The sequence below is a fragment of the Amycolatopsis vancoresmycina genome, from assembly GCF_000716785.1.
In the GTDB taxonomy this organism is placed as follows: domain Bacteria; phylum Actinomycetota; class Actinomycetes; order Mycobacteriales; family Pseudonocardiaceae; genus Amycolatopsis; species Amycolatopsis vancoresmycina.
In genome coordinates this window covers 30,915-53,611 of record NZ_JNYY01000034.1, presented here as the reverse complement: position 1 = coordinate 53,611, position 22,697 = coordinate 30,915, and the positions used below count along the sequence as shown (strand labels likewise).

At 71.0% G+C, this 22,697-nt stretch carries 25 protein-coding genes and 1 pseudogene; 20 read left to right on the top strand and 6 right to left on the bottom strand.

From position 1 onward, the window contains the following. The first annotated feature begins 138 nt into the window (after nt 1–138). Nucleotides 139–1,488 (top strand): dihydrolipoyl dehydrogenase family protein, encoded by a 1,350-nt coding sequence (locus OO60_RS42870; RefSeq protein ID WP_033263544.1) that lies wholly within the window; start codon nt 139–141, stop codon nt 1,486–1,488. An 11-nt stretch (nt 1,489–1,499) separates the two neighbouring features. Beyond that, nucleotides 1,500–2,360, top strand: a pseudogene (locus OO60_RS45660) (alcohol dehydrogenase catalytic domain-containing protein); the annotation flags it as partial. A 163-nt stretch (nt 2,361–2,523) separates the two neighbouring features. Here the strand turns inward: OO60_RS45660 and OO60_RS42860 are convergent. Beyond that, nucleotides 2,524–3,264, bottom strand: a complete 741-nt coding sequence (locus tag OO60_RS42860) for an SDR family NAD(P)-dependent oxidoreductase (RefSeq protein WP_033263542.1) — start codon at nt 3,262–3,264, stop codon at nt 2,524–2,526. Nucleotides 3,265–3,375: 111 nt separating this feature from the next. Here OO60_RS42860 and OO60_RS47305 point away from each other — a divergent pair, with 111 nt between their 5' ends. Both OO60_RS47305 and surE read left to right on the top strand, forming a co-directional pair. Then, nucleotides 3,376–3,543 carry a hypothetical protein gene (locus OO60_RS47305; RefSeq protein ID WP_003059440.1) on the top strand — a complete coding sequence of 56 codons (168 nt, stop codon included), beginning with the start codon at nt 3,376–3,378 and terminating at the stop codon, nt 3,541–3,543. A 7-nt stretch (nt 3,544–3,550) separates the two neighbouring features. Beyond that, a complete protein-coding gene (gene surE, locus OO60_RS42855) occupies nt 3,551–4,291 on the top strand; it encodes a 5'/3'-nucleotidase SurE (RefSeq protein WP_033263541.1) in 741 nt (246 codons plus the stop codon). 16 nt (nt 4,292–4,307) lie between these two features. On the opposite strand, the gene kdpC is transcribed toward surE, so the two are convergent. From kdpC to kdpF, 4 genes are read right to left on the bottom strand one after another with little or no spacing between them, the layout of a single operon-like run. Continuing rightward, a complete protein-coding gene (gene kdpC / locus OO60_RS42850; protein WP_033263540.1) occupies nt 4,308–4,919 on the bottom strand; it encodes a K(+)-transporting ATPase subunit C in 612 nt (203 codons plus the stop codon). Between the two features lie 2 nt (nt 4,920–4,921). Then, nucleotides 4,922–7,012 (bottom strand): potassium-transporting ATPase subunit KdpB, encoded by a 2,091-nt coding sequence (gene kdpB, locus OO60_RS42845; RefSeq protein WP_004559478.1) that lies wholly within the window; start codon nt 7,010–7,012, stop codon nt 4,922–4,924. After that, nucleotides 7,009–8,667 (bottom strand): potassium-transporting ATPase subunit KdpA, encoded by a 1,659-nt coding sequence (gene kdpA, locus OO60_RS42840; protein ID WP_004559479.1) that lies wholly within the window; start codon nt 8,665–8,667, stop codon nt 7,009–7,011. Before kdpA ends, kdpB begins: the two co-directional genes overlap by 4 nt. Next, nucleotides 8,667–8,768: a K(+)-transporting ATPase subunit F gene (kdpF, locus tag OO60_RS42835; RefSeq protein WP_004559480.1), complete on the bottom strand. Its 102-nt coding sequence runs from the start codon at nt 8,766–8,768 to the stop codon at nt 8,667–8,669. The genes kdpA and kdpF overlap by 1 nt, the downstream gene beginning before the upstream one ends. Before the next feature lie 371 nt (nt 8,769–9,139). On the opposite strand from kdpF, the gene OO60_RS42830 reads away from it, so the two are divergent. From OO60_RS42830 to hypB, 16 genes are all read left to right on the top strand, one after another. After that, nucleotides 9,140–9,760: a D-sedoheptulose-7-phosphate isomerase gene (locus tag OO60_RS42830; RefSeq protein ID WP_004559481.1), complete on the top strand. Its 621-nt coding sequence runs from the start codon at nt 9,140–9,142 to the stop codon at nt 9,758–9,760. Then, entirely contained in the window at nt 9,757–9,993 is a 237-nt protein-coding gene (locus OO60_RS42825) for a HypC/HybG/HupF family hydrogenase formation chaperone (protein ID WP_004559482.1), read from the top strand. The genes OO60_RS42830 and OO60_RS42825 overlap by 4 nt, the downstream gene beginning before the upstream one ends. Nucleotides 9,994–9,999: 6 nt before the next feature. After that, nucleotides 10,000–10,692, top strand: coding sequence for a D-sedoheptulose-7-phosphate isomerase (locus OO60_RS42820; RefSeq protein ID WP_004559483.1), 693 nt, complete (start codon nt 10,000–10,002; stop codon nt 10,690–10,692). Then, a complete protein-coding gene (locus OO60_RS42815; RefSeq protein WP_004559484.1) occupies nt 10,689–11,744 on the top strand; it encodes an NADH-quinone oxidoreductase subunit B family protein in 1,056 nt (351 codons plus the stop codon). Before OO60_RS42820 ends, OO60_RS42815 begins: the two co-directional genes overlap by 4 nt. After that, nucleotides 11,741–13,513 carry a nickel-dependent hydrogenase large subunit gene (locus OO60_RS42810; protein WP_004559486.1) on the top strand — a complete coding sequence of 591 codons (1,773 nt, stop codon included), beginning with the start codon at nt 11,741–11,743 and terminating at the stop codon, nt 13,511–13,513. Before OO60_RS42815 ends, OO60_RS42810 begins: the two co-directional genes overlap by 4 nt. Beyond that, nucleotides 13,510–14,019, top strand: coding sequence for a NifU family protein (locus tag OO60_RS42805; RefSeq protein ID WP_004559488.1), 510 nt, complete (start codon nt 13,510–13,512; stop codon nt 14,017–14,019). Before OO60_RS42810 ends, OO60_RS42805 begins: the two co-directional genes overlap by 4 nt. Continuing rightward, complete coding sequence (locus OO60_RS42800; protein ID WP_004559490.1) at nt 14,016–14,621, top strand: DUF5947 family protein; 606 nt, start codon at nt 14,016–14,018, stop codon at nt 14,619–14,621. Before OO60_RS42805 ends, OO60_RS42800 begins: the two co-directional genes overlap by 4 nt. Beyond that, nucleotides 14,614–15,243 (top strand): DUF6084 family protein, encoded by a 630-nt coding sequence (locus OO60_RS42795; protein ID WP_004559492.1) that lies wholly within the window; start codon nt 14,614–14,616, stop codon nt 15,241–15,243. The genes OO60_RS42800 and OO60_RS42795 overlap by 8 nt, the downstream gene beginning before the upstream one ends. Continuing rightward, entirely contained in the window at nt 15,240–16,388 is a 1,149-nt protein-coding gene (locus OO60_RS42790) for a hypothetical protein (protein WP_033263539.1), read from the top strand. The genes OO60_RS42795 and OO60_RS42790 overlap by 4 nt, the downstream gene beginning before the upstream one ends. Beyond that, complete coding sequence (locus OO60_RS42785) at nt 16,385–16,888, top strand: hydrogenase maturation protease (protein ID WP_004559496.1); 504 nt, start codon at nt 16,385–16,387, stop codon at nt 16,886–16,888. The genes OO60_RS42790 and OO60_RS42785 overlap by 4 nt, the downstream gene beginning before the upstream one ends. Continuing rightward, nucleotides 16,885–16,989 (top strand): DUF6893 family small protein, encoded by a 105-nt coding sequence (locus OO60_RS48500; RefSeq protein ID WP_420835584.1) that lies wholly within the window; start codon nt 16,885–16,887, stop codon nt 16,987–16,989. Before OO60_RS42785 ends, OO60_RS48500 begins: the two co-directional genes overlap by 4 nt. A gap of 6 nt (nt 16,990–16,995) precedes the next feature. Next, on the top strand, nt 16,996–17,268 hold the full coding sequence (locus OO60_RS42780) for a HypC/HybG/HupF family hydrogenase formation chaperone (RefSeq protein ID WP_004559497.1): 273 nt from the start codon (nt 16,996–16,998) through the stop codon (nt 17,266–17,268). Nucleotides 17,269–17,276: 8 nt separating this feature from the next. Then, complete coding sequence (hypD, locus tag OO60_RS42775) at nt 17,277–18,404, top strand: hydrogenase formation protein HypD (RefSeq protein WP_004559498.1); 1,128 nt, start codon at nt 17,277–17,279, stop codon at nt 18,402–18,404. Beyond that, nucleotides 18,401–19,477, top strand: a complete 1,077-nt coding sequence (gene hypE, locus OO60_RS42770) for a hydrogenase expression/formation protein HypE (protein WP_004559499.1) — start codon at nt 18,401–18,403, stop codon at nt 19,475–19,477. Before hypD ends, hypE begins: the two co-directional genes overlap by 4 nt. A 62-nt stretch (nt 19,478–19,539) precedes the next feature. Beyond that, a complete protein-coding gene (locus OO60_RS42765) occupies nt 19,540–19,875 on the top strand; it encodes a hydrogenase maturation nickel metallochaperone HypA/HybF (protein ID WP_004559500.1) in 336 nt (111 codons plus the stop codon). Beyond that, the gene (hypB, locus tag OO60_RS42760) at nt 19,868–20,563 is read left to right on the top strand and encodes a hydrogenase nickel incorporation protein HypB (RefSeq protein ID WP_004559501.1); all 696 of its coding nucleotides are present in this window, start codon (nt 19,868–19,870) and stop codon (nt 20,561–20,563) included. The genes OO60_RS42765 and hypB overlap by 8 nt, the downstream gene beginning before the upstream one ends. Here the strand turns inward: hypB and hypF are convergent. Continuing rightward, nucleotides 20,520–22,679 (bottom strand): carbamoyltransferase HypF, encoded by a 2,160-nt coding sequence (gene hypF / locus OO60_RS42755; protein WP_004559502.1) that lies wholly within the window; start codon nt 22,677–22,679, stop codon nt 20,520–20,522. The genes hypB and hypF overlap by 44 nt on opposite strands. Between the last annotated feature and the right edge of the window lie 18 nt (nt 22,680–22,697).

The following is a 22,697-nucleotide window of genomic DNA, read 5'->3' as shown; positions in this document are numbered from 1 at the left end:
CGCGACGCCGCGGCCGCCCACGGCGAACACGAAAAGGAAACCGGGCAGTACGACGAACAATGGCCCGCCTGGTACGCCCAGTACATGACCGACCACCAGAACGCCTGAACCGCTCCGGGCCTCCCGAAAGAAGGAACCATGGCTGACCGCGATTTCGACGCCATCGTCCTCGGCGGTGGCGCACCGGGTGAACACACCGCGGCCGCGATCGCCGCGGGCGGCCTGCGGGTCGCCGTCGTCGAGCGGGAGCTGCTCGGCGGCGAATGCTCCTACTGGGCGTGCATCCCGTCCAAAACGCTGCTGCAGCCCGGCGAAGCCCTGGCCGCCGCCCGCGACGTCCCGGGTGCCCGCGAGGCCGTCACCGGCCGGGCGGACGCCACCGCCGCGCTGGCCTGGCGCGACTTCATGGTTTCGGCCTACGACGACAAGGGCCAGCAGGCGTGGGCCGACGGCGCCGGCATCACGGTCCTGCGCGGCGAAGGCCGGCTGGCCGGGCCGCACACCGTCGCCGTGGACGACCGGCCGTACACCGCCGAACACCTCGTCGTCGCGACCGGCTCCGCCCCGGTGATCCCGCCGGAGCCCGGCCTGCGCGAGCTGCCGGGCCTGTGGACGAACCGCGAAGCGACCGGCGCCACCGAGATCCCGCGCCGGCTCCTCGTCCTCGGTGCCGGCCCGACCGGGGTCGAGCTGGCCCAGGCGTTCACGCGCCTCGGCGCCGAAGTGACCCTCGTCGACGGCGCCGGCCGGGTGCTCCCCCGCGAACCCCGCGCGCTCGGCGAAGCTCTCGGCGACGCCCTGCGCGCCGACGGCGTCGCGCTGCACCTCGGGCAGCACGCGAGCGCGGCGCGGCTCGAGGGCGACGAGTACGTCCTCGACTTCCCCGACGGCACCCGGTTGCGCGCCGAGCGGCTGCTGGTCGCCACCGGACGGCGGCCGCGCGTCGACGGCATCGGCCTCGACACCGTCGGCGTCGAAGCGGACCCGCACGGCATCCCGGTCGACGACCGCATGGCCGCCGGCGACGGGCTGTGGGCCGTCGGCGACGTCACCGGGCAGTGGAACCTGACCCACGCCGGCGAGTACCAGGGCCGGGTCGTGGCGGCGAACATCCTCGGCCGGACGGCGAAGGTGAACTACGACGCCATTCCGCGGGTGGTCTTCACCGACCCGCAGGCCGCGGCCGTCGGTGCGGCCGAAGGACCTTTCACGGCGACGGTGCAGCTCTCCGGCGTGGCCCGCACCGCCACCTACACCCGCGCCTACGACACGCGCCCCGGCTTCCTCACCGTCGTGTCCGACGGCGAACGGCTCACCGGCGCCCACGCCGTCGGCCCGGAGGCCGGGGAATGGCTGCAGCAGGCCACGCTCGCCATCCGCGCGCGTGTCCCCCTGGCCGTGCTGCTGGACGTCGTCCAGCCGTTCCCGACCTTCTCCGAAGCCTTCCTGCACGTCTTGCGCGATCTCGACCGCCGGATCAACCCGTGAGGAGTCCTGTGATGTCCTATCGTGCTTTCGAAGTGACCGGAACCCGCCGGTTCGCCCTGGTCGAACGCGAGCTCCGGGACCCGCTGCCCGGCGAAGTGCGCCTGCGCGTCGAAGCCTGCGGGGTCTGCCACAGCGACACCCTGGCCGTCGAAGGGATGCGCGCCGACCCGGCGGTGCCGGTGGTGCCCGGCCACGAGATCGTCGGCGTGCTCGACGCCGTCGGCCCCGGCGTGACGGCCTGGGCGCCCGGCGACCACGTCGGCGTCGGCTACCTCAACGGCCACTGCGGCCAGTGCGGCAACTGCCGTCGCGGCGACTTCGTCAACTGCACCGACCAGCCCTGGACCGGCACCACGACCGACGGCGGCTACGCCGAAGTGGCCTACGCCCGCGCCACCGGCCTGGTCCGCATCCCCGGCGGCGCGCAGCCCCTCGACGTCGCACCGCTGCTGTGCGCAGGCCTCACCGTCTACCGCGCGCTGCTCACCGCCGACGCCCGGCCGGGTTCGCTCGTCGCCGTCCAGGGCATCGGCGGCCTCGGCCACCTCGGCATCCAGTACGCCAAGACGCTCGGCTACCGCGTCGCGGCAATCGCCCGCGGCACCGGAAAAGCCGCCCTGGCGGCGGACCTGGGCGCCGACGAGTACATCGACAGCACCACCACCGACCCCGGCCGGGAACTGACCCGCCTCGGCGGCGCGGCGGCGATCATCGCCACGGCCTCCAGCGGCGCGTCGATGTCCCCGCTCGTGGCCGGCCTCGCGACCCGCGGCCAGCTGCTCGTGGTCGGCGCGGCACCCGACCCGATCGAGGTCCGCACCCCGGACCTGATCTTCGGCACCCACTCGGTCGTGGGCGCGCTGACGGGATCGGCGATCGAGAACGAGGACAGCGTCCGGCTGGCCCACGACCGCGGAATCCGCAGCCGCAACGAGATCATGCCGCTGTCGGAGGCGCCGAAGGCCTACGAACGGATGATGTCCGGCGAGGCGCGGTTCCGGGTCGTCCTCGACACCCGCGAGTGGCTTCGCTCGCTCACCAGACGAACTGCTGGCCGCCGTCGATGTCGTAGGTCCCGCCGGTCAGGGCGGTGTTGGTCATCAGGTGGACGGCCAGCGCGGCAACGTCGGCGGGGCCGACGACGCGACCGATCGGCAACGTGGACCGCAGCTCCGCCCGGCGGTCCTCGAGCCGGTCGCCGAGCAGCGTCGCCGACAGGGGCGTGTCGACGAACCCGGCGGCAATCAGGTTGACCCGCACCGGCGCGAGTTCGAGCGCCAGCGCCGCGGTGAACGGCGGCAACGCGGCGGTCGCCGCGGAAGCGATGCCGAGCCCGTGCCCGACGCGCCGGCCACCGGTGCCGCCCATCAGCAGCAGCGCGCCGCCGGGACGCATCTTCGGCGCGGCGTGCCGGGCCACCTCGAGGGCGGTGACGATGTGGTCGCTGACGGCCGTGCGCACCTCGGCGGCGGACATCTCCAGCAGCGGCCCGTAGTGCGGGCCGCCCGCGGTGACCAGCACGTGGTCGATCGTGCCGGGCAGCGCGGCGAAGAAGCCGGACACCGCGGCCGGATCGGCGACGTCGAAGGCGGCCGTGCTGCGCGCGCCGAGTTCCTCCGCCGCCTTCTCGAGCTTGTCCGGTGAGCGGCCGGTGAGCACGACGTCGGCGCCCTCGGCGCGAGCCAGCCGCGCGGTCTCGAACCCGATGCCGGCGCTACCGCCGACCAGCACGACCGTCTGCCCGGCCAATCGTTCGTTCCCACCCGGCTCGCCCATCACGGCCTCCCTGGCCGGCGCCAAGGCCACCGTAGCGCGTGACAGCCGCCACCGGCGTCATCCGATTGCCGGGATAAGCGTGAAAACCGGTGGCCCGGGTACAGGACGACCATGACGACTGCACCGTTCGAGCCGGACCCGTACACGGGCAAGCAGGACATCGCCGCCGCCGATCCCGGGCCGGGGGCGCCGGACACCGCCGACGGGTTCGGTCCCGGCGACACCGGGCCCGACGTCATCATCCCGGTGGACGAAGACACCGAGCACGAGCCGGGCTGAAATCCGGATGCGCGCGCTCATCACGAACGACGACGGCATCGGCTCGGCGGGCCTGGTGGCGCTCGCGAAGGCCGCGGTCGGTCACGGCTGGTCGGTCGTCGTCGCCGCGCCCGCCGTGGAGGCCAGCGGGACGAGCGCCGGCCTGTCCGGCGCCGGGGGCGATGGCCGGATCGCCGTCGACCGGCGGGACTTGCCGGGCCTGCCCGGGGTGCCCGCCCACGCGGTTGCCGCGCACCCCGGGCTCATCGTGCTCGCGGCGGCGCAGGGCGCGTTCGGGGACCCGCCGGACGTCGTGCTGTCCGGGGTGAACCACGGCGCGAACGTCGGCCGCGCGGTGCTGCACTCGGGCACCGTCGGGGCGGCGCTGACCGCCTCCCTCAACGGCGCCCGCGCGCTGGCGGTGTCGCTCGACGTCGGGCTGGAGCCGCCACTGCGGCCGCATTGGGACACCGCGGTCGCGGTGGCGGCGACGTTGTTCGACCGGCTCGCCGGCCTGCCGCCCGGGGCGGTGCTGAACCTGAACGTGCCCGACCGTGCCGAAGCCGGGCCACCGCAACGAGCGGGGCTGGCCGAGTTCGGCACGGTCCGGACCCGCGTCGAGCACACGGGCGACGGCGCGATCAGCCTCGCGGCCGTGGTCGTCGAGGGCGAACTGCCCCCGGACAGCGACGCCCGGCTGCTGGCCGAGGGCCACCCCACCGTGACGGCGCTGCGGTCGGTGACCGAAGACCCCGGCGTGCGGCTCTGAGCACCGCCGTCACGGGTCAGTGCCTGGCCGCCGCGACCGCGAGGTTGAGCTGCAGCACGGTGACCGCCGGGTCGCCGAGCACGCCGAGCCCGCGCCCGGTGGTGGCGGCGGCGACGAGCTTGCGGACTTCGTCCTCGCTCAGGCCGTTCTCCCGCGCGACCCGCGGCACCTGCAGCTCGGCGTAGGCCGGGCTGATCTGCGGGTCGAGCCCCGACGCCGACGCGGTCACGGCGTCGGCCGGCACCTGCGAGACGTCGACCCCCTCCCGCTTGGCGATCAGCTCCTGCCGCTGTTTCACCAACGCCAGCAGGTCGTCGTTGCCGGTGCCCTTGTTCGAGGCACCCGAGGTCGACGGGTCGCCCGGCCCGAGCGGGTCCTTCGAGCCGGCCGAGGGGCGGTTGTGGAAGTACGGGTCGTGCGCCGGGTCCTTCGCCACCGGATCCACGCCGATCAGCGAGGACCCGACGGCCTGGCCGTTCTGCGTGACGATCGAGCCCTCGGCCCGGTCCGACAGACCGGGGATCCGGGCCACGGCCCACACGCCCAGGGGGTAGACCACGCCCAGCAGCACGGTGAGCACCAGCAGCATTTTCAGGCCGGCGACGGTCTGGTTGTACAGCACCTTCATGGTCACATTCCCGGGACGAGTCGGACGAGCAGGTCGATCAGCCAGATCCCGGCGAACGGCGTCACGATGCCGCCGAGGCCGTAGATCAGCAGGTTGCGCCGCAGCAGCGCCTTCGCACTGGAGGGCTTGTAGCGCACGCCGCGCAGGGCCAGCGGGATCAGGCCGACGATGATCAGCGCGTTGAAGATCACCGCGGACAGGATCGCCGAGTCCGGCGAGTGCAGGCCCATCACGTTGAGCCCGCCCAGCTGCGGGTAGATCGACGCGAACATCGCGGGCAGGATCGCGAAGTACTTCGCCAGGTCGTTGGCGATGGAGAACGTCGTCAGCGCGCCGCGGGTGATGAGCAGCTGCTTGCCGATCTCCACGATCTCGATCAGCTTCGTCGGGTCGGAGTCGAGGTCGACCATGTTGCCGGCCTCCTTGGCCGCCATGGTCCCGGTGTTCATCGCCACCCCGACGTCCGCCTGCGCCAGCGCGGGAGCGTCGTTGGTGCCGTCGCCGGTCATCGCGACCAGCCGCCCGCCCTCCTGCTCCTTGCGGATCAGCGCCATCTTGTCTTCGGGCTTGGCCTCGGCGAGGAAGTCGTCGACCCCGGCCTCCCCGGCGATCGCCTTCGCCGTGAGCGGGTTGTCGCCGGTGATCATGACCGTCTTGATGCCCATCGTGCGCAGCTCGGCGAACCGTTCCCGCATACCGGGCTTCACGACGTCGGACAGCCGCACCACGCCGCGCACGACCGCGGTGCCCCCGGCCTGCTCGGCGACGACGAGCGGCGTACCGCCCTCCGCGCTGATCCGGTCGACGGTCTCGTGCACTTCGTCCGGCACGAGGCCGCCGTGCTCGGCGACCCACGCGCGCACGGCGCTGGCGGCGCCCTTGCGCACGACCCGGCCGTTCAGGTCGATGCCGGACATCCGCGTCTGCGCGGTGAAGGGGACGAACTCGCCGGCCTTCTCGGCCTCGGACGGCTCCGCGGCGAGGCCGTTCTCCCGCGCGCAGAGGTCGATGATGCTGCGGCCTTCGGGCGTGCCGTCGGCGAGGCTGGACAGCCGGGCCGCGATCGCCAGGTCCTCGGCCGTGGACGAGCCCACCGGGATCAGCTCGGTCGCCTGCCGGTTGCCGAAGGTGATCGTGCCGGTCTTGTCCAGCAGCAACGTCGAGACGTCGCCGGCAGCCTCCACCGCGCGGCCCGACGTGGCGAGCACGTTCCGCTGGACGAGGCGGTCCATCCCGGCGATGCCGATCGCCGAGAGCAGCGCGCCGATCGTCGTCGGGATCAGGCAGACCAGCAGCGCGGTCAGCACGATCACCGACTGCTGCCCGCCGGAGTAGGCCGCCATCGGCTGCAGCGCCACGACCGCGAGGACGAAGATGATCGTCAGCACGGCCAGCAGGATGGTCAGCGCAATCTCGTTGGGCGTCTTCTGCCGGGAAGCACCCTCCACCAAAGCAATCATCCGGTCCACAAAGGACTCGCCGGGCTTGGTCCTGATCTCGACCACGATCCGGTCGGACAGCACCGTCGTGCCGCCGGTGACCGCGGACCGGTCGCCGCCGGACTCGCGGATCACCGGCGCGGATTCGCCGGTGATGGCCGATTCGTCGACGGTCGCGATGCCCTCGACGACGTCGCCGTCGCCCGGGACGACTTCACCGGCCTCGACGACGACCAGGTCGCCGATCCGCAGTTCGGCGCCGGGGACGCGCTCCTCGGAGCCGTCCTCGGTCAGGCGGCGGGCGACGGTCTCCTTCTTGGTCCTGCGCAGGGACTCGGCCTGGGCCTTGCCCCGGCCTTCGGCGACGGCTTCGGCGAGGTTGGCGAACAGCACGGTGAACCACAGCCACAGCGCGACACCGATGTTGAACACCCCGGGGTCGGTGATCGCGAAGACGGTGACCAGCACCGACCCGACCCACACGACGAACATCACGGGGTTGCGCAGCTGGTGACGCGGGTCGAGCTTGCGGAAGGCGTCCGGCAGGGACGTCCAGAGCTGACGGGGTTCGAACACGCCCGCGCCGACCCGGCCCGCGTTTTCGACGTGGTGCTGGGTGACGTCACCGGGGGTGCGTTCGGTGGTCATGGTCATGCGAGAGCCTCGGCAATCGGCCCGAGGGCCAGTGCGGGGATGAAGGTCAGGGCCGCGACCAGCACGACGGTGCCGGCGAGCATGGTCGCGAACAGCGGGCTGGTGGTCGGCAGCGTGCCGGCGGTCTCCGGCACCTTGCGCTGGGCGGCCAGCGAGCCGGCCAGGCAGAGCACGGCCAGGATCGGGACGAACCGGCCCAGCGCCATGCAGACACCGAGGGTGGACTGGTACCAGTCGTTGGTCACGGTGATGCCGGCGAACGCGCTGCCGTTGTTGTTGCTGGCCGAGGTGTAGGCGTAGAGCAGCTCGGAAAAGCCGTGCGCGCCCGGGTTGTTGAACGCCTCGGTGTTGCCCGGGATCAGCAGGGCCGCCCCGGCGCCGATCAGCAGGACCGTCGGCATCGCGAGGATCGCGATCGCCGCGCAGGTCACCTCGCGCTTGCCGAGCTTCTTGCCCAGGTACTCCGGGGTCCGGCCGACCATCAGCCCGGCCAGGAACATGGCGATGATCGCCAGCACCAGGATGCTGTAGAGGCCGGTGCCGACACCGCCGGGCGACAGCTCGCCGAACATCATGTTCAGCAGCGTCCCGAACCCGCCGAGGCCGGTGAAGCTGTCGTGCATCGCGTTCACCGCGCCGGTCGAGGTCCCGGTGGTCGAGTCGGCGAACAACGCCGACCCGGCGATGCCGAACCGCGTTTCCTTGCCTTCCAGCGCCGCGCCGGCCAGCCGGGCGGCCGCGCCGTTCGCGTGCGTCTCGCCCCACCAGATCACCGCGAGCATGCCGGTCCACAGCACGCCCATGACCGACAGCAGGACGTACCCCTGCTTGGTGTTGCCCACCAGCTTGCCGAACGTGCGGGTGAGCGAGACCGGGATCACCAGCAGCAGGAAGATCTCGATCAGGTTGGACCAGGAGTTCGGGTTCTCGAACGGGTGCGCGGAATTGGCGTTGAAGATCCCGCCGCCGTTCGTACCCAGTTCCTTGATCGACTCCTGGCTCGCCGCGGGGGCCAGTGCGATGGTGCTCGCCGAGCCGTCCGGGTTGAGCACGGCGACGCCGGACTTCAGGCTCTGCACCACGCCGAGCGCGACCAGCACGATCGCGAACACGAACGACAGCGGCAGCAGGACGCGGACCGTGCCGCGGGTCAGGTCGACCCAGAAGTTGCCGAGCCGGTCGCTCTGCGAGCGGACGAACGCACGGGTCAGCGCGATCGCCACGGCCAGGCCGACGCCGGCGGAGACGAAGTTCTGCACGGTCAGCCCGGCCATCTGGACCACGTGGCCCATGACGCCCTCGGGGACGTAGGACTGCCAGTTCGTGTTGGTGACGAAGCTGATCGCCGTGTTGAAGGCGACCCCGGGGTCGACCGTCCGGCCGAAGTTCAGCGGCAGCAGCGGCTGGATGCGCTGCAGCAGGTACAGGAACAGCACCGAGACGAACGAGAAGCCCAGCACGCCCGAGGCGTAGGTCTTCCAGTGCTGCTCGGACTCCGGGTCCGCACGCACGATCTTGTAGACGGCCTTCTCCAGCCGCCAGTGCTTCGTGCTCGTGAAGACGCGGTGCAGGTAGTCGCCCAGCGGCCGGTACACCAGCCCCAGGGCGAGCAGGAGGAGGCCGGCCTGTCCCAGGCCGGCCCACGTCGGGGACATCAGAACTTCTCCGGTTTGATCAGCGCGACGAAGAGGTAGACGATCAGGGCCAGCGCCAGGACACCGCCGATGACGTTGGCGACCACGCCGGTGCCACTCACAACCGCTCCAATCCACGCAGGGTCAAGGCCAGCACGGCGAACACCACGATCGCCAGCAGCACATAGGCCAGGTCGGCCATGCGGCTGCTCCTTTCTCACGCACGACAAGCCGGGGTAACCCGATCGGGGACCGGACTGCCGAAAGCGTGCCTCCCGGAGCCTCGGTTCGGCTGTCGTCTGACAGAGTCTTGATGCGCCCCAACGGCGCATTGACGCGTTCTTGACGGGAAGACCTCGTTCACCCGGACGGACCACACCCACGACGACCGACAGCACCAATTCTCACCGTTCTCGCTATTGTGTGATCCAACTCACACCTCTAGCCTGAGATGGGCTCACACACCGAGCAGCAGCCCGGAGGAAGCACCGCGATGTCGTGGTCACCGAATCACCCGGACTCCGTCGACGCCCTCTTCGAGCGCCGGAAGGCGCCGGTGCTCGCCCTGGCCGACGACGCCAGGACGGTGGCCGAGGCGTGCCACGACATGGCCCGCCGGTTCCGGCGCGGCGGCAAGCTCGTGGTGTTCGGCAACGGCGGCCCGAGCACCGACGCCCAGCACGTGGCCGTGGAGTTCGTCCACCCGGTGATCGTCGGGAAGCGTGCCCTGCCCGCCGTTTCGCTCACCGCCGACGTCGCGACCGTCACCGGCGTCGCCACCCGCGCCGGCCTCGACGACGTCTTCGCCCACCAGCTGCGGATCCTCGGCGAACCGGCCGACATCGCACTGGGCATCTCGGCCGACGGCGAGTGCGCCAACGTCCGCCGCGCCCTCGAAACCGCCCGTGACCTCGGAATGCTCACCATCGCGCTGACCGGTCGTAACGGTGGCGCGATTGCCGCGACTACTGGGCTGCACCACGTCTTCACCGCCCGCTCGGCCGACCCCCGGATCGTCAAGGAGGTGCACGTGACCACCTACCACGTGCTGTGGGAGCTGGTCCACGTCTTCTTCGAACACCCCGGCGCACTCACCCCGGAGGTGGTGTCGTGACCGGCAGAGAAACCGGCCCCGTCTGCCACGACGGGGTGTGCATCACCTGCTCCGACACCGCGGTCGAGGTGACCGTGGTCGAACTCCTGGACCTCGGGCTCGCCGTCGTGGACACCGGCTCGGGCCGCGAAGAGGTGAGCGTGGCGCTGGTCGAAGCCGGGGTCGGCGACCGGATCCTGGTGCACGCCGGCGAAGCGATCGCCCGGTTGGAGAATCCTCAGCCGAGGAGTTGACTCGCGATGACACGGGAACAGTCCCCCGTGGACGCGGACGGTCTCGAAGCGCTGTACCCGTTCCTGTACGCGGGTTCCGGCGACCTCGACGCCGTCCTCGACCAGGTCCGGCAGTCCACTGTGGACAAGGTGCACGAGATCGTCGCCCTGCGGGACCGGGTGCTCGCGGCCGACCGGGAGCGCCTGTTCGCCTGCGCGCAGGACGTCGCCCGCGCGTTCGCCGGCGGCGGCCGGCTGCTCGCGTTCGGCAACGGCGGCAGCTCGACCGACGCGCAGGACCTGGCCAGCCTGTTCCTCAGCCCGGCGGGCGACGCCCGGCCGTTGCCCGCCTTCGGGCTGACGAACGACATCGCCGTGGTGACCGCCCTGTCCAACGACATCGGGTTCGACGTCGTGTTCGCCCGCCAGATCGGCGCGTTCGGGCGGCCCGGCGACATCGCGGTGGGCCTGTCCACCAGCGGGAACTCCGCGAACCTGGTGCGCGCCTTCGACGAAGCCGCCCGGCGCGGCCTGGTGACCGTCGGCATCGCCGGTTACGACGGCGGGAAGATGGCCGAGCTGGACAGCATCGACCACCTCTTCGTCGTCCCGTCCCCGTCCGTGCACCGCATCCAGGAAGCCCAGACGACCCTGTACCACGCGCTGTGGGAGCTCACCCTCGGCGCGCTCGACGACCTCGCCAAGGGTGATCAGCCGTGACGCACGCTGAAGAGACCGAAGAGCAGCCCATCCACATCCTCTGGATCAACGCCGGTCTGTCCTGCGACGGCGACTCCGTCGCGCTGACGGCCGCCACGCAGCCGAGCATCGAGGAGATCGTCCTCGGCGCGTTGCCCGGCCTGCCGAAGATCGCGGTCCACTGGCCGCTGATCGACTTCGAGTGCGGCCCCGACAAGGGGGCCGACACGTTCATCGAGTGGTTCTACCAGGCCGACCGCGGCGAGCTGGAGCCGTTCGTGCTGGTCGTCGAGGGCTCGATCCCGAACGAGGCGATCAAGGACGAGGGTTACTGGTGCGGGTTCGGCAACAACCCCGAGACCGGCCAGCCGATGACGACCAGCGAGTGGCTGGACCGGCTGGCCCCGAAGGCGCTCGCCGTGCTGGCCGCCGGCACCTGCGCCACCTACGGCGGCATCCACGCGATGGAAGGCAACCCGACCGGCGCCATGGGCGTGCCGGACTACCTGGGCTGGGACTGGAAGTCCGGGGCCGGCATCCCGATCGTCTGCGTGCCCGGCTGCCCGACCCACCCGGACAACCTGTCCGAGACCATCACCTACCTGCTCTACCAGGCCGCCGGGCAGGCGCCGATGATCCCGCTCGACGACCACCTGCGGCCGCAGTGGCTCTTCGGCGCGACCGTGCACGAGGGCTGCGACCGCGGCGGCTACTACGAGCAGGGCCAGTTCGCGACCGAGTACGGCTCCCCGAAGTGCCTGGTGAAGCTGGGCTGCTGGGGACCGGTCGTGAAGTGCAACGTGCCCAAGCGCGGCTGGATCAACGGCGTCGGCGGCTGCCCGAACGTCGGCGGCATCTGCATCGGCTGCACCATGCCGGGCTTCCCGGACAAGTTCATGCCGTTCATGGACGAGCCGCCGGGTGCGAACGTGTCGTCGCTGGCCAGCGGCGCGTACGGGTCGGTGATCCGCCGGCTGCGGAAGATCACCGAGCGGAAGGCCGACACCGAACCGAAGTGGCGGCACAAGGGCAGCAAACTCGACACCGGCTACCAGGCAGGGGCGCGGTCATGACCGAGATGAAGGACAAGACCGATCTCGTCGAGATGGCGTGGGACCCGATCACCCGGATCGTCGGCAGCCTCGGGATCTACACGAAGATCGACTGGGCGGCCAAGCGCGTCGTGGAGTGCCACAGCACGTCGTCGGTGTTCCGCGGCTACAGCATCTTCATGAAGGGCAAGGACCCGCGCGACGCGCACTTCATCACCAGCCGGATCTGCGGGATCTGCGGCGACAACCACGCGACCTGCTCGGTGTACGCGCAGAACATGGCCTACGGCGTCCGCCCGCCGCACCTCGGCGAGTGGATCCTCAACCTCGGCGAGGCCGCCGAGTACATGTTCGACCACAACATCTTCCAGGAGAACCTGGTCGGGGTCGACTACTGCGAGAAGATGGTCGCCGAGACCAACCCCGGCGTCCTGGAGCTGGCGAACCGCACCGAGGCACCGCACGCGGGCGACCACGGGTACCGGACCATCGGCGACATCATGCGCTCGCTCAACCCCCTGGAGGGCGAGTTCTACCGCGAGGCCCTGCAGGTCAGCCGCAGCACGCGCGAGATGTTCTGCCTGATGGAAGGCAGGCACGTCCACCCGTCCACGTTGTACCCCGGCGGCGTCGGCACGGTCGCCACCGTGCAGCTGTTCACCGACTACCTGACCCGGCTGATGCGGTACGTCGAGTTCATGAAGCGCTGCCTGCCGATGCACGACGACCTGTTCGACTTCTTCTACGAAGCCATTCCCGGCTACGAAGAGGTCGGACGGCGGCGCGTCCTGCTCGGCTGCTGGGGCAGCCTGAACGACCCCGAGCACTGCGACTTCACCTACGAGAACATGGAAGCCTGGGGTCGCAAGATGTTCGTGACGCCGGGCGTGGTCGTCGACGGCAAGCTCGTCACGACGAGCCTGGTCGACATCAACCTCGGCATCCGGATCCTGCTCGGCAGCTCGTTCTACCAGGACTGGGCCGACCAGCCGATGTTCGTCACCCAGGACCCGCTCGGCAACCCGGTCGACCAGCGCCACCCCTGGAACCAGCACACCATCCCGCGCCCGGCCAAACGCGACTTCGACGGCAAGTACTCGTGGACGATGTCGCCGCGCTGGTTCGACGGTAAGGACCACCTGGCCCTCGACACCGGTGGCGGCCCGATCGCGCGCCTGTGGGTCACCGCGCTGGCCGGGCTGGTCGACACGCCGTACGTCAAGTCCACCGGGCACAGCGTCACGATCACCCTGCCGCGCACGGCGACCAAGCCCGAGGTCGCCTTCGAGTGGAAGATCCCGCAGTGGAGCAACGCGATCGAGCGCAACCGCGCCCGGACGTACTTCCAGGCGTACTCGGCCGCGCTGGCGCTGCACTTCGGCGAGCAGGCGCTGGGTGAGGTCCGCAAGGGCAACACCAAGACGTGGGAGCCGTTCAAGGTCCCGGAGGAAGGCGTCAGCTGCGGCTTCACCGAGGCAGTCCGCGGGGTGCTGTCGCACCACATGGTGATCAAGGGCGGCAAGATCGCGAACTACCACCCGTACCCGCCGACGCCGTGGAACGGCAGCGTCCGCGACAGCTTCGGCACGCCGGGGCCGTACGAGGACGCCGTGCAGAACACGCCGATCTTCGAGGAGAACACCCAAGAAAACTTCAAGGGCATCGACATCATGCGTGCGGTCCGCAGCTTCGACCCGTGCCTGCCCTGCGGCGTCCACATGTACACCGGCAAGGGCAAGGTGGTCGAGCGGCTGCACACCCCGCACGCGTTCGGCGGGGAGCTCGGATGACGGAGGTCGACCGGGTCGGCGAGCGCATCGAGCAGCTGCTGGGCGAGTTCGACGGCGAAGACGCCGAACTCGCCGAGGACCTCGTCCACACGCTGATCGAGTTCTACGGTGCCGGTCTGGCGCGGATCGCCGAGCTCGTCGGGCGGCCCGTGCTGGACCGCCTCGCCGAGGACGAGCTCGTCCGCGGCCTGCTCGTGCTGCACGACCTGCACCCGCGGTCGACGCACGAGCGGGTCACCGAGGCGCTCGACAAGGTCCGGCCCTACCTCGGCTCGCACGCCGGGGACGTCGAGTTCGTCGGGATCGAGGACGGCGTGCTCCGGCTGCAGCTGCGGGGGTCGTGCGACGGCTGCCCGTCGTCGGCGGTCACCGCGAAGTACGCCATCGAGCGGGTGGTCCGGGAGGTCGCGCCGGAGATCGCGGACGTCGTCGTCGAAGGCGTGGCCGAGGAGACCGGCCCGGGCGGCCGTCCGCTGCTGCCCCTGTGCCCGGTGGAGGTGCCGTGACCGGCGGCCTGCGCAGGTTCCGCACGCCCGCCCCGCGCGCCGCGCCGGGCGAGAAGTGCGAGATGTGCGCGGAGCCGATCGGCGCGGAGCACGGGCACGTCATCGACCTCGAGTCCCGGACGATCCTGTGCACCTGCCGGGGCTGCTACCTGCTCTTCACCCACCGCGGCGCAGGCGGGAAGCGGCACCGCGCGGTGCCGCAGCGGTTCCGGCACCTGCCCCGCTACGAGCCCGGTCCCGCGCTGTGGGAATCCGCCGGGATCCCGGTCCGGATGGCGTTCCTGTTCCGGAACTCGGTGCAGGACCGCACGGTGGCGTTCTACCCGAGCCCGGCGGGCGCGACGGAGTCCCTGCTCCCGCTGGGCACGGGCGACGACCTGCTCGCCTCGGCCGGGGTCGCCGACGACGTCGAAGCACTCCTGCTCAACCAGCTCGACCTGGGCTTCGAGTGCTTCCTGGTGCCGATCGACGTCTGCTACGAGCTGGTCGGGCTCGTCCGCGCGACCTGGCGCGGCTTCGACGGCGGCACCGAGGCGCACGAGGCGATCGACGGGTTCTTCGCGCGCCAGCGGGAACGCAGCGAGGTCGTGGCGGATGGCTGAGCTGACCTTCGACTGCATCGACGTCCGGCCGCTGAAGTACGCCGCGTCGCCGACGCTGGCGTTCAAGCTGCGGATCTCCGAGCTGACCGGGCAGCCCGTGCACGCGATGGTGCTGCGCGTCCAGATCCGCATCGAGCCGCAGCGCCGCCGGTACGCCGACGACGAGTCGGAGCTGCTCACCCACCTCTTCGGCGACCGGTCCCGGTGGGGCGAGACGCTGAAGCCGTTCCAGTTCACGTCGATCGCGGTGACCGTGCCGGCGTTCACCGGCGCCACCGAAGTGGACGCCGAAGTGCCGTGCACCTACGACCTCGAAGTCGCGGCCGGCAAGTACTTCCACGCGCTGTCCGAGGGCGTCGTGCCGATGGTGCTGCTGTTCAGCGGCACGGTGTTCGGCAAGGGCGGCCCGGGGTTCTGGGTCGAGCAGGTGCCGTGGCACACGCAGGCCGAGTACCGGATGCCGGTGGCCGTCTGGGACGAGCTGATGGACCGCTACTTCCCCAACGCCGGGTGGATCAAGCTCCCCCACGAGACGCTCGACGCGCTCCTCAAGTACAAGGCGGAACACGCGATCCCGACCTGGGAAGCCGCGATCGAGCAGCTGCTGGCCGGTGGGCCGTGACCGCCCTCGACCAGGCCCGCGCGGTCGGCGACGCCGTGCTCTACGAGGGCTACCTCCTCTACCCGTACCGGGCTTCGGCGCCGAAGAACCGGGTGCGCTGGCAGTGGGGCGTCCTGGTGCCGCCGTCGTACGCGTCGGCCGAGATCGGCGAGCACGCCTCGGCCCGCGTCGAGTGCCTGGTGGAGCCCCTCGAAAACACGGTCTTGCACGTCAAGCTGCGGTTCCTGCAGACGCGGACGCAGCTGACGTGGGACGAAGCGGTCGAGCACGAGCTCGACTTCGAGCTGCCCCTGGCGGAACTCCCGATCGAGCGGACGTTCGCCGTGCCCGGCGACGGAGAACGGACGCACGAGCTGTCCGGTGTCCTCACCGCCCGGCTCGACGCGCTCGACGGGCCGTTCGGCGGCGCCCGGCTGCGCGCCGAGCTGCACAACACGACGTCGTGGCCCTCCGACGGCGTCCGCGAGCACGCCCTGCGCCACGCCCTGCTCGCCGCCCACCTGGTGCTCAGCGTCGACACCGGGCACTTCCTGTCCATGCTGGACCCGCCCGAGTGGGCGAAACCCGCGGTCGAAGCCTGCCGCCAGGACCGGCTCTGGCCGGTGCTGATCGGCGACACCTCGCGCAGCGCCGTCGTGCTCGCGTCACCGATCATCCTCTACGACGACCCGGCGATCGCGCCGGAAAGCCCGGGCGACCTCTTCGACGGCACCGAGATCGACGAAATCCTCACGCTGCGCACGATGACGCTGACCGACGAGGAAAAGCGCGAGGCCCGGGCCACCGACCCGCGGGCGGCGGCGATCGTGGACCGCGTCGACGCGATGCCGCCCGAACTGCTGGAGCGGCTGCACGGCGCGGTCCGGTCCGTCCGGCCGGTCCGGCCCTCGGTGGTCGTCGGGGGCGTCCGCGTCGCCGAAGGGTCCCGGGTGCTGCTGCGGCCGAACCTGCGCGGGACCGACGCCCAGGACATGTTCCTCGCCGGCAAGACGGCCACCGTGCGGGTCGTGCTGTCCGATGTGGACGGTGTGGCCTACCTGGCGGTGACCCTCGACGACGACCCGGCCGCGGACCTGCAGCACGCGCACGGCCGGTACCGGTACTTCTCCCCCGACGAGATCGAACCCCTGGAGGTGGCGGAATGAGGCCCCGAGTCCTGGTCGCCGGCATCGGGAACATCTTCCTGGGCGACGACGGTTTCGGCGTGGAGGTGATCAAGGAGCTGGCGCGGGCCGACCTGCCGCCGTGGGTGCAGATCGCCGACTACGGCATCGCCGGGATGCACCTCGCCTACGACCTGATGGGCGGCTACGACACGACGATCCTGCTCGACGCCACCCCGCACGGACGGCCGCCCGGCACGCTCTCCCTCATCGAGGCCGACACCGAAGACCTCGCCGCATCGGCGTCGATCGACGCGCACGGCATGCAGCCGGACGCGGTGTTCCGGCTGCTCAGGTTGCTCGGCGGGGACGCCGGCCGGGTGCTCGTCGTCGGCTGCGAACCCGCCTGCGTCGACGAAGGGATCGGTCTGTCCCCGCCGGTCGAAGCCGCGGTACCGGCCGCGGTCCGCGCGGTCACCGAACTCGCCTGGGGCACCCGCCCCGAGCTGCCGGTCGAGGAAACGACGGAGGTCTCCGGATGAAGCGCCTGCTGTTCCTGGCCCTGCTGTTCGGCGGGGTGACCTGGCTCGTGAAGCAGTTCGAGCCCGACATCCGGCGGTACCTCGAGATGAGCCGGATGTGACGTGCCATGTGCCTCGGCATCCCGGGTGAGGTCATCGAAATCAGCGAGGAGCGCCCGGACCTCGCGAAAGTCTCGGTCAGCGGTGTCAAGCGGACCATCAACATCGGCCTGCTCGAAGCCGACCCGCCGTCGCCCGGCGAGTGGGTCCTCATCCACGTCGGCTTCGCCCTGTCCAAAATAGACGAACAGGAGGCCGCCGCCGCCCTGGAGTTCCTCGAAAGCATCGGCAAGGCGTACGAGGACGAGATGGCCGCCCTGCTGGAATCCCGGATCGAATAGGAGTCGTCATGCGATTCGTCGACGAGTTCCGCGACGCGGAGAAGGCGCGGGCGCTGTCCGCGAAGATCACGTCGCTGTGCGAGCCGGGCCGCCACTACAAGTTCATGGAGGTCTGCGGCGGGCACACGCACACGATCTACAAGCACGGCCTGGAGGACTACCTGCCCGAGAGCATCACGCTGGTGCACGGGCCCGGCTGTCCGGTGTGCGTGATCCCGATGGGCCGGATCGACGACGCCATCCACATCGCCCGGCAGCCCGGCGTGCTCATGACGTCCTTCGGCGACATGATGCGTGTGCCCGGTTCCGGCGGGAACTTCTTCGACTCCAACGCCGAAGGCACCAACATCCGGATGGTCTACTCGCCGCTGGACTCGCTGAAGATCGCGCGGCAGCACCCGGACCTGCGGGTGGTGTTCATGGCCATCGGGTTCGAGACGACCACGCCGTCCACCGCGATGACGCTGCTGCGCGCGGCCGCCGAGGGCATCGAGAACTTCTCGGTGTTCGGCAACCACGTCACGATCATCCCGGCCATCAAGGCCATCCTCGACTCCCCCGACCTGCGGCTCGACGGCTTCATCGGGCCCGGGCACGTGTCGACGGTGATCGGCTGCCGTCCGTACGAGTTCATCGCCCGCGACTACGGCAAGCCGGTCGTCGTCGCCGGGTTCGAGCCCCTGGACATCCTGCAGTCGATCTACCTGCTGATGCTGCAGCTCGCCGAGAAGCGGTGCGAAGTCGAGAACCAGTACTCGCGGGTCGTGCTGTGGGACGGCAACCTCGTGGCGCTGAAGGTGATCAACGAGGTGATGGAGCTGCGGCCGTACTTCGAGTGGCGCGGCCTCGGGTTCATCACGCACTCGGCGATGGCGATCCGGTCGGAGTACGCCGCGTTCGACGCCGAACGGATCTTCGAAATCCCCGGCCTGCGCGTCGCCGACCCGAAGGCGTGCCAGTGCGGCGAGGTGCTCAAGGGCGTGCTGAAACCGTGGGAGTGCAAGGTGTTCGGCACCGCGTGCACCCCGGAGACGCCGATCGGGACGTGCATGGTCTCCCCCGAGGGCGCCTGCGCGGCCTACTACAACTTCGGCCGGTTCAGCCGCTCGCGCGTCCGGGAGGCGAGCCGCGCATGACCACCACCGAACGCGAGCAGCAGGTCCTCGACCGCATCGAACGCGCCCGGCGGCGGCGCGCGAAGGTGCGTGAAGAGCGCATCACGCTGTCCCACGGCGCCGGCGGCAAGTCGACGCACACGCTCATCGAAGCCGTGTTCCTCGACGCGTTCCGCAACCCGATGCTGGAACCGCTGGAAGACGCCGCGTCGCTGACCGTCGGCGACGCCCGGCTGGCCCTGACGACGGACTCCTACGTCGTCTCGCCGCTGTTCTTCCCCGGCGGGAACATCGGCGACCTGGCCGTCAACGGCACGGTGAACGACCTCGCCGTCTCCGGCGCGCGGCCGCTGTACCTGACCGCCGGGTTCATCCTCGAAGAGGGCTTCCCCGTCGAGGACCTGCTGAAGATCGTCGAGTCGATGAAGGACGCGGCGGGTGCGGCGGGCGTGCAGATCGTCACCGGGGACACGAAGGTCGTCCAGCGCGGCAAGGCCGACGGCGTCTACGTCAACACCGCCGGGGTCGGGGTGCTCACCCGCGCGGGCCTCGGCGTGGCCACCGTGAAGCCCGGAGACGCCGTCCTCGTCTCCGGGCCGATCGGCGACCACGGCGTCACGATCATGCTGGCGCGCGGCGAGCTGGACATCGACGCCGACCTCGCGTCCGACACCGCGCCGGTGCACGACCTGGTGGCCGGGCTGCTGGCCGCGGTGCCCGGCGTGCGCGCGATGCGGGACGCGACCCGCGGCGGCGTCGCGACTATCCTCAACGAGATCGCGAAGGCCGCGGAGGTCGCCGTGGTCGTCGACGAGAACGCCGTCCCGGTCCGGGAGGAGGTCCGCGGCGCGTCGGAGCTGCTGGGCATCGACCCGCTGTACGTCGCCTGCGAAGGCCGGATCGTGGTCGTCGTCGACGGCTCGCAGGCTTCCGACGCCCTCGCCGCGTTGCGCGCGCACCCGCTCGGCGCCGACGCCGCCGTGATCGGCCGGATCGCGGCCGACCCGCCGGGGATCGTGCTGCTGAACACCGCGTTCGGCGGCACCCGGATCGTGGACCTGCTGGTCGGGGACCCGCTGCCGAGAATCTGCTAGCAACCGGTCGTGAGTGGTAAGGCGGGTTAGAACCCGCCTTACCACTCACGAGGAGGTGACCCGTGCACGAAATGGCGATCACGCAGTCGGTCGTCGACGCGATCGTCGCGCGCCTCGGCGAGGCGCCGGTGTCGTGCGTGCGGCTGGAGATCGGGCGGCTGTCCGGGGTGGTGCCGGACAGCGTCCGCTTCTGCTTCGACGTGCTGTGCACGGGCACGTCCCTCGAAGGCGCCCGGCTGGACATCGCCGAACCGCCGGGCCGCGCCCGCTGCCACGACTGCGGCGCGGAGTTCGGCCTCGACGACTTCATCGTGCTGTGTCCCTGCGGCAGCGCCAACGCGGCGGTGCTGGCGGGGCGGGAACTGCGGATCGCCTCGGTGGAGGTCAGTCATGTGTGACACCTGCGGCTGCTCGGACGCGGACGTCCGGATCACCGACCACGCCCACACGGTGGTCATGGAGCAGGACATCCTGGCGAAGAACGACGAACTCGCGTCGCACAACCGCGCGCACCTGCGCGAGGGGGGTGTCTTCGCGATCAACCTGATGAGCTCGCCCGGGGCCGGCAAGACGACGCTGCTGGAGCGGACCATCCGGGACCTCGGCGGCCCGTGCGCGGTGATCGAGGGCGATCAGGAGACGCTGCTGGACGCCGAGCGGATCAAGGCCACCGGCGCACCGGTGGTGCAGATCAACACCGGCGCCGGCTGCCACCTCGACGCGTCGATGCTGCACCGGGCACTGCATTCGCTGTCGCCCGCCCGCGGCTCGACGTTGTTCATCGAGAACGTCGGCAACCTGGTCTGCCCGGCGTTGTTCGACCTCGGCGAGACGGCGAAGGTCGTGGTCCTGTCGGTGACCGAGGGGCCCGGCAAGCCGCTGAAGTACCCGCACATGTTCGCCGCGACGGACCTGGTGCTGCTGAACAAGGTCGACCTGCTGCCCTACGTCGACTTCGACGTCTCCGAGTTCGAGCGGGACGTCCGCCGCGTGAACCCGTCGGCTGCGCTGGTCCAGGTCAGCGCGACGCGCGGCGACGGCCTCACCGGGTGGTACGACTGGCTACGGCGACCTGACCGAAGCTGATCCCGCCGTCGTTGGTGGGCACGTTCCGGTGGGTGAGCACGCGGAAACCCGTTTGTTCCAATAGCTCGACCGCCCGGTCGAGCAGCAGGACGTTCTGGAATACCCCGCCGGAGAGCGCGACCGTGGTGCTGCGGTCGCGGAAGCGGTCGCAGGTCCGCGCGATCGCGTCGGCGACGCCGTTGTGGAACCGCGCGGCCCTCGCCGCCTTCGGGCCGTCGTCGTCCAGGAGCGCGGCGATGAGGTCCTCGCCGTGGACGACGTCGTCGATGCGGGCCCGGTAGGCGGACCGCTCGGCCGGATCGGCCAGCTGTTCCAGCTCGATGGCGGCCTGGCCTTCGTAGGTGATGCGCTCGCGGACCCCGAGCAGCGCGGCCGCGGCGTCGAAGAGCCGTCCGGCGCTGGAGGTCAGGGGCGAGTTGAGGCCGCTGCGCTTGAGCTTCACGATGTCTTCGCGCGCCGGGCGCCCGAGTTCGTCCAGATAGGACGCGGCCATCCGCCACGGCTGCCGGATGGCCATCACCCCGCCGGGCATGGCGACCGGCCGCAGGTGGGTGAGCCGTTCGTAGCTCGCGAGGTCGGCGAGGAGGAACTCGCCGCCCCAGACGGTGCCGTCGGGGCCGAAGCCGGTGCCGTCGAAGGCGACGCCGAGGACCGGTCCGTCCTCGCCGTTGTCGGCCAGGCACGCGGCGATGTGGGCGTGGTGGTGCTGCACGCCCAGCAGGTCGACGTCCTGTTCGAGGGCGTACTTCGTGGACAGGTACTCGGGGTGCAGGTCGTGCGCGACGAGCACCGGATCGACGGCGAAGAGGTGCTTGAAGTGCTCGATGCCTTCGGTGAACGCCTTGAGCGTCTCGTAGTTCTCGAGGTCGCCGATGTGGTGCGAGACGAAGGCGTGGCGGCCCTTGGCGAGGCAGAACGTGTTCTTGAGTTCGGCGCCGCAGCCGAGAAGATGCTGCTTCGCGGGCGTGTGCAGCGTCACGGGCTCGGGTGCGTAGCCGCGCGAACGCCGTTGCAGCTGTTCCCGGTTCCGGAAGACGCGCACCACCGAGTCGTCGGTCCGGACGTGGATCGGCCGGTCGTGGACAAGGAAGGCGTCGGCGATGCCGTCGAGGCGGCCGAGGTCTTCGTCCCGGTACACGATGGGCTCGTCGGAGACGTTCGCGCTGGTCAGCACGATCGGCCCGGTGCGCTCCAGCAGCAGGTGGTGCAGCGGCGTGTAGGGCAGCATGAGCCCGATCCGCCGGTTCCCGGGCGCGACGGCGGCCGCGAGGTCCGCCTTCTTCGGCAGCAGCACGATGGGCCGCCGCCGTCCGGTCAGCGCCCGCTCGGCCGGGTCGTCCACTTCGGCCAGTTCCCGGGCCTGCGCCAGGTCGGCGACCATGACGGCGAACGGCTTGTCCTCGCGGTGCTTGCGCTGCCGGAGCCGCCGCGCGGCTTCCTCGTGCCGCGCCCCGGCCGCGAGGTGGTAGCCACCCAGCCCCTTCACGGCCACGATCGCGCCGTCGCGCAGCGCCTCGGCGGCCGCCGGGATCGGCTCCCCGCCACCGGGCTCGAACCGCAGCGCGGGCCCGCAGGCCGGGCAGCAGACGGGCTGGGCGTGGAACCGCCGGTCGGCGGGATCCTCGTACTCCTGCTTGCACTCGGCGCACATCGCGAAGGCGGCCATGGTGGTGAGCGGCCGGTCGTAGGGCACGCCCCGGACGATGGTGAACCGCGGGCCGCAGTTCGTGCAGTTCACGAAGGGGTACCGGAACCGCCGGTCGGTGGGGTCGGCGAGTTCGCGCAGGCAGTCGGCACAGGTGGCGGAATCGGCGGAGACCAGCGTGTCGGCACCGCCACCACCGTGCGGGCTCCCGACGATCCGGAACCCGGCCCCGCCCGCGGCGGGGATCTCCCGCACCCGCACGGCGTCGACCACGGCCAGCGGTGGCGCTTCGGCCCGGAGCGCGCCGACGAAGCGGTCGACCGCCGACGGCGTCCCTTCGACCTCGGCGAAGACACCGTGCACGTCGTTCCCGACGAACCCGCTGAGGCCGAGCCGCACCGCCAGCTGGTGGACGAAGGGCCGGAACCCCACGCCCTGCACCACCCCGACGACCCGGACGGCCACCCGCACCCGCCCAGTCTGCGCCCG

What these genes read in the sequence shown, in the direction of transcription:
- surE (WP_033263541.1), top strand. Translation starts at nt 3,551, where the DNA reads ATGCGCGCGCTCATCACGAACGACGACGGCATCGGCTCGGCGGGCCTG.
- OO60_RS42820 (WP_004559483.1), top strand. Translation starts at nt 10,000, where the DNA reads ATGACACGGGAACAGTCCCCCGTGGACGCGGACGGTCTCGAAGCGCTG.
- OO60_RS42780 (WP_004559497.1), top strand. Translation starts at nt 16,996, where the DNA reads ATGTGCCTCGGCATCCCGGGTGAGGTCATCGAAATCAGCGAGGAGCGC.
- OO60_RS42805 (WP_004559488.1), top strand. Translation starts at nt 13,510, where the DNA reads ATGACGGAGGTCGACCGGGTCGGCGAGCGCATCGAGCAGCTGCTGGGC.
- OO60_RS42870 (WP_033263544.1), top strand. Translation starts at nt 139, where the DNA reads ATGGCTGACCGCGATTTCGACGCCATCGTCCTCGGCGGTGGCGCACCG.
- kdpA (WP_004559479.1), bottom strand. Translation starts at nt 8,667, where the DNA reads ATGTCCCCGACGTGGGCCGGCCTGGGACAGGCCGGCCTCCTCCTGCTC.
- OO60_RS47305 (WP_003059440.1), top strand. Translation starts at nt 3,376, where the DNA reads ATGACGACTGCACCGTTCGAGCCGGACCCGTACACGGGCAAGCAGGAC.
- kdpC (WP_033263540.1), bottom strand. Translation starts at nt 4,919, where the DNA reads ATGAAGGTGCTGTACAACCAGACCGTCGCCGGCCTGAAAATGCTGCTG.
- OO60_RS42795 (WP_004559492.1), top strand. Translation starts at nt 14,614, where the DNA reads ATGGCTGAGCTGACCTTCGACTGCATCGACGTCCGGCCGCTGAAGTAC.
- hypB (WP_004559501.1), top strand. Translation starts at nt 19,868, where the DNA reads ATGTGTGACACCTGCGGCTGCTCGGACGCGGACGTCCGGATCACCGAC.
- OO60_RS42860 (WP_033263542.1), bottom strand. Translation starts at nt 3,264, where the DNA reads ATGGGCGAGCCGGGTGGGAACGAACGATTGGCCGGGCAGACGGTCGTG.
- kdpB (WP_004559478.1), bottom strand. Translation starts at nt 7,012, where the DNA reads ATGACCATGACCACCGAACGCACCCCCGGTGACGTCACCCAGCACCAC.
- OO60_RS42830 (WP_004559481.1), top strand. Translation starts at nt 9,140, where the DNA reads ATGTCGTGGTCACCGAATCACCCGGACTCCGTCGACGCCCTCTTCGAG.
- OO60_RS42785 (WP_004559496.1), top strand. Translation starts at nt 16,385, where the DNA reads ATGAGGCCCCGAGTCCTGGTCGCCGGCATCGGGAACATCTTCCTGGGC.
- OO60_RS48500 (WP_420835584.1), top strand. Translation starts at nt 16,885, where the DNA reads ATGAAGCGCCTGCTGTTCCTGGCCCTGCTGTTCGGCGGGGTGACCTGG.
- hypD (WP_004559498.1), top strand. Translation starts at nt 17,277, where the DNA reads ATGCGATTCGTCGACGAGTTCCGCGACGCGGAGAAGGCGCGGGCGCTG.
- OO60_RS42810 (WP_004559486.1), top strand. Translation starts at nt 11,741, where the DNA reads ATGACCGAGATGAAGGACAAGACCGATCTCGTCGAGATGGCGTGGGAC.
- hypE (WP_004559499.1), top strand. Translation starts at nt 18,401, where the DNA reads ATGACCACCACCGAACGCGAGCAGCAGGTCCTCGACCGCATCGAACGC.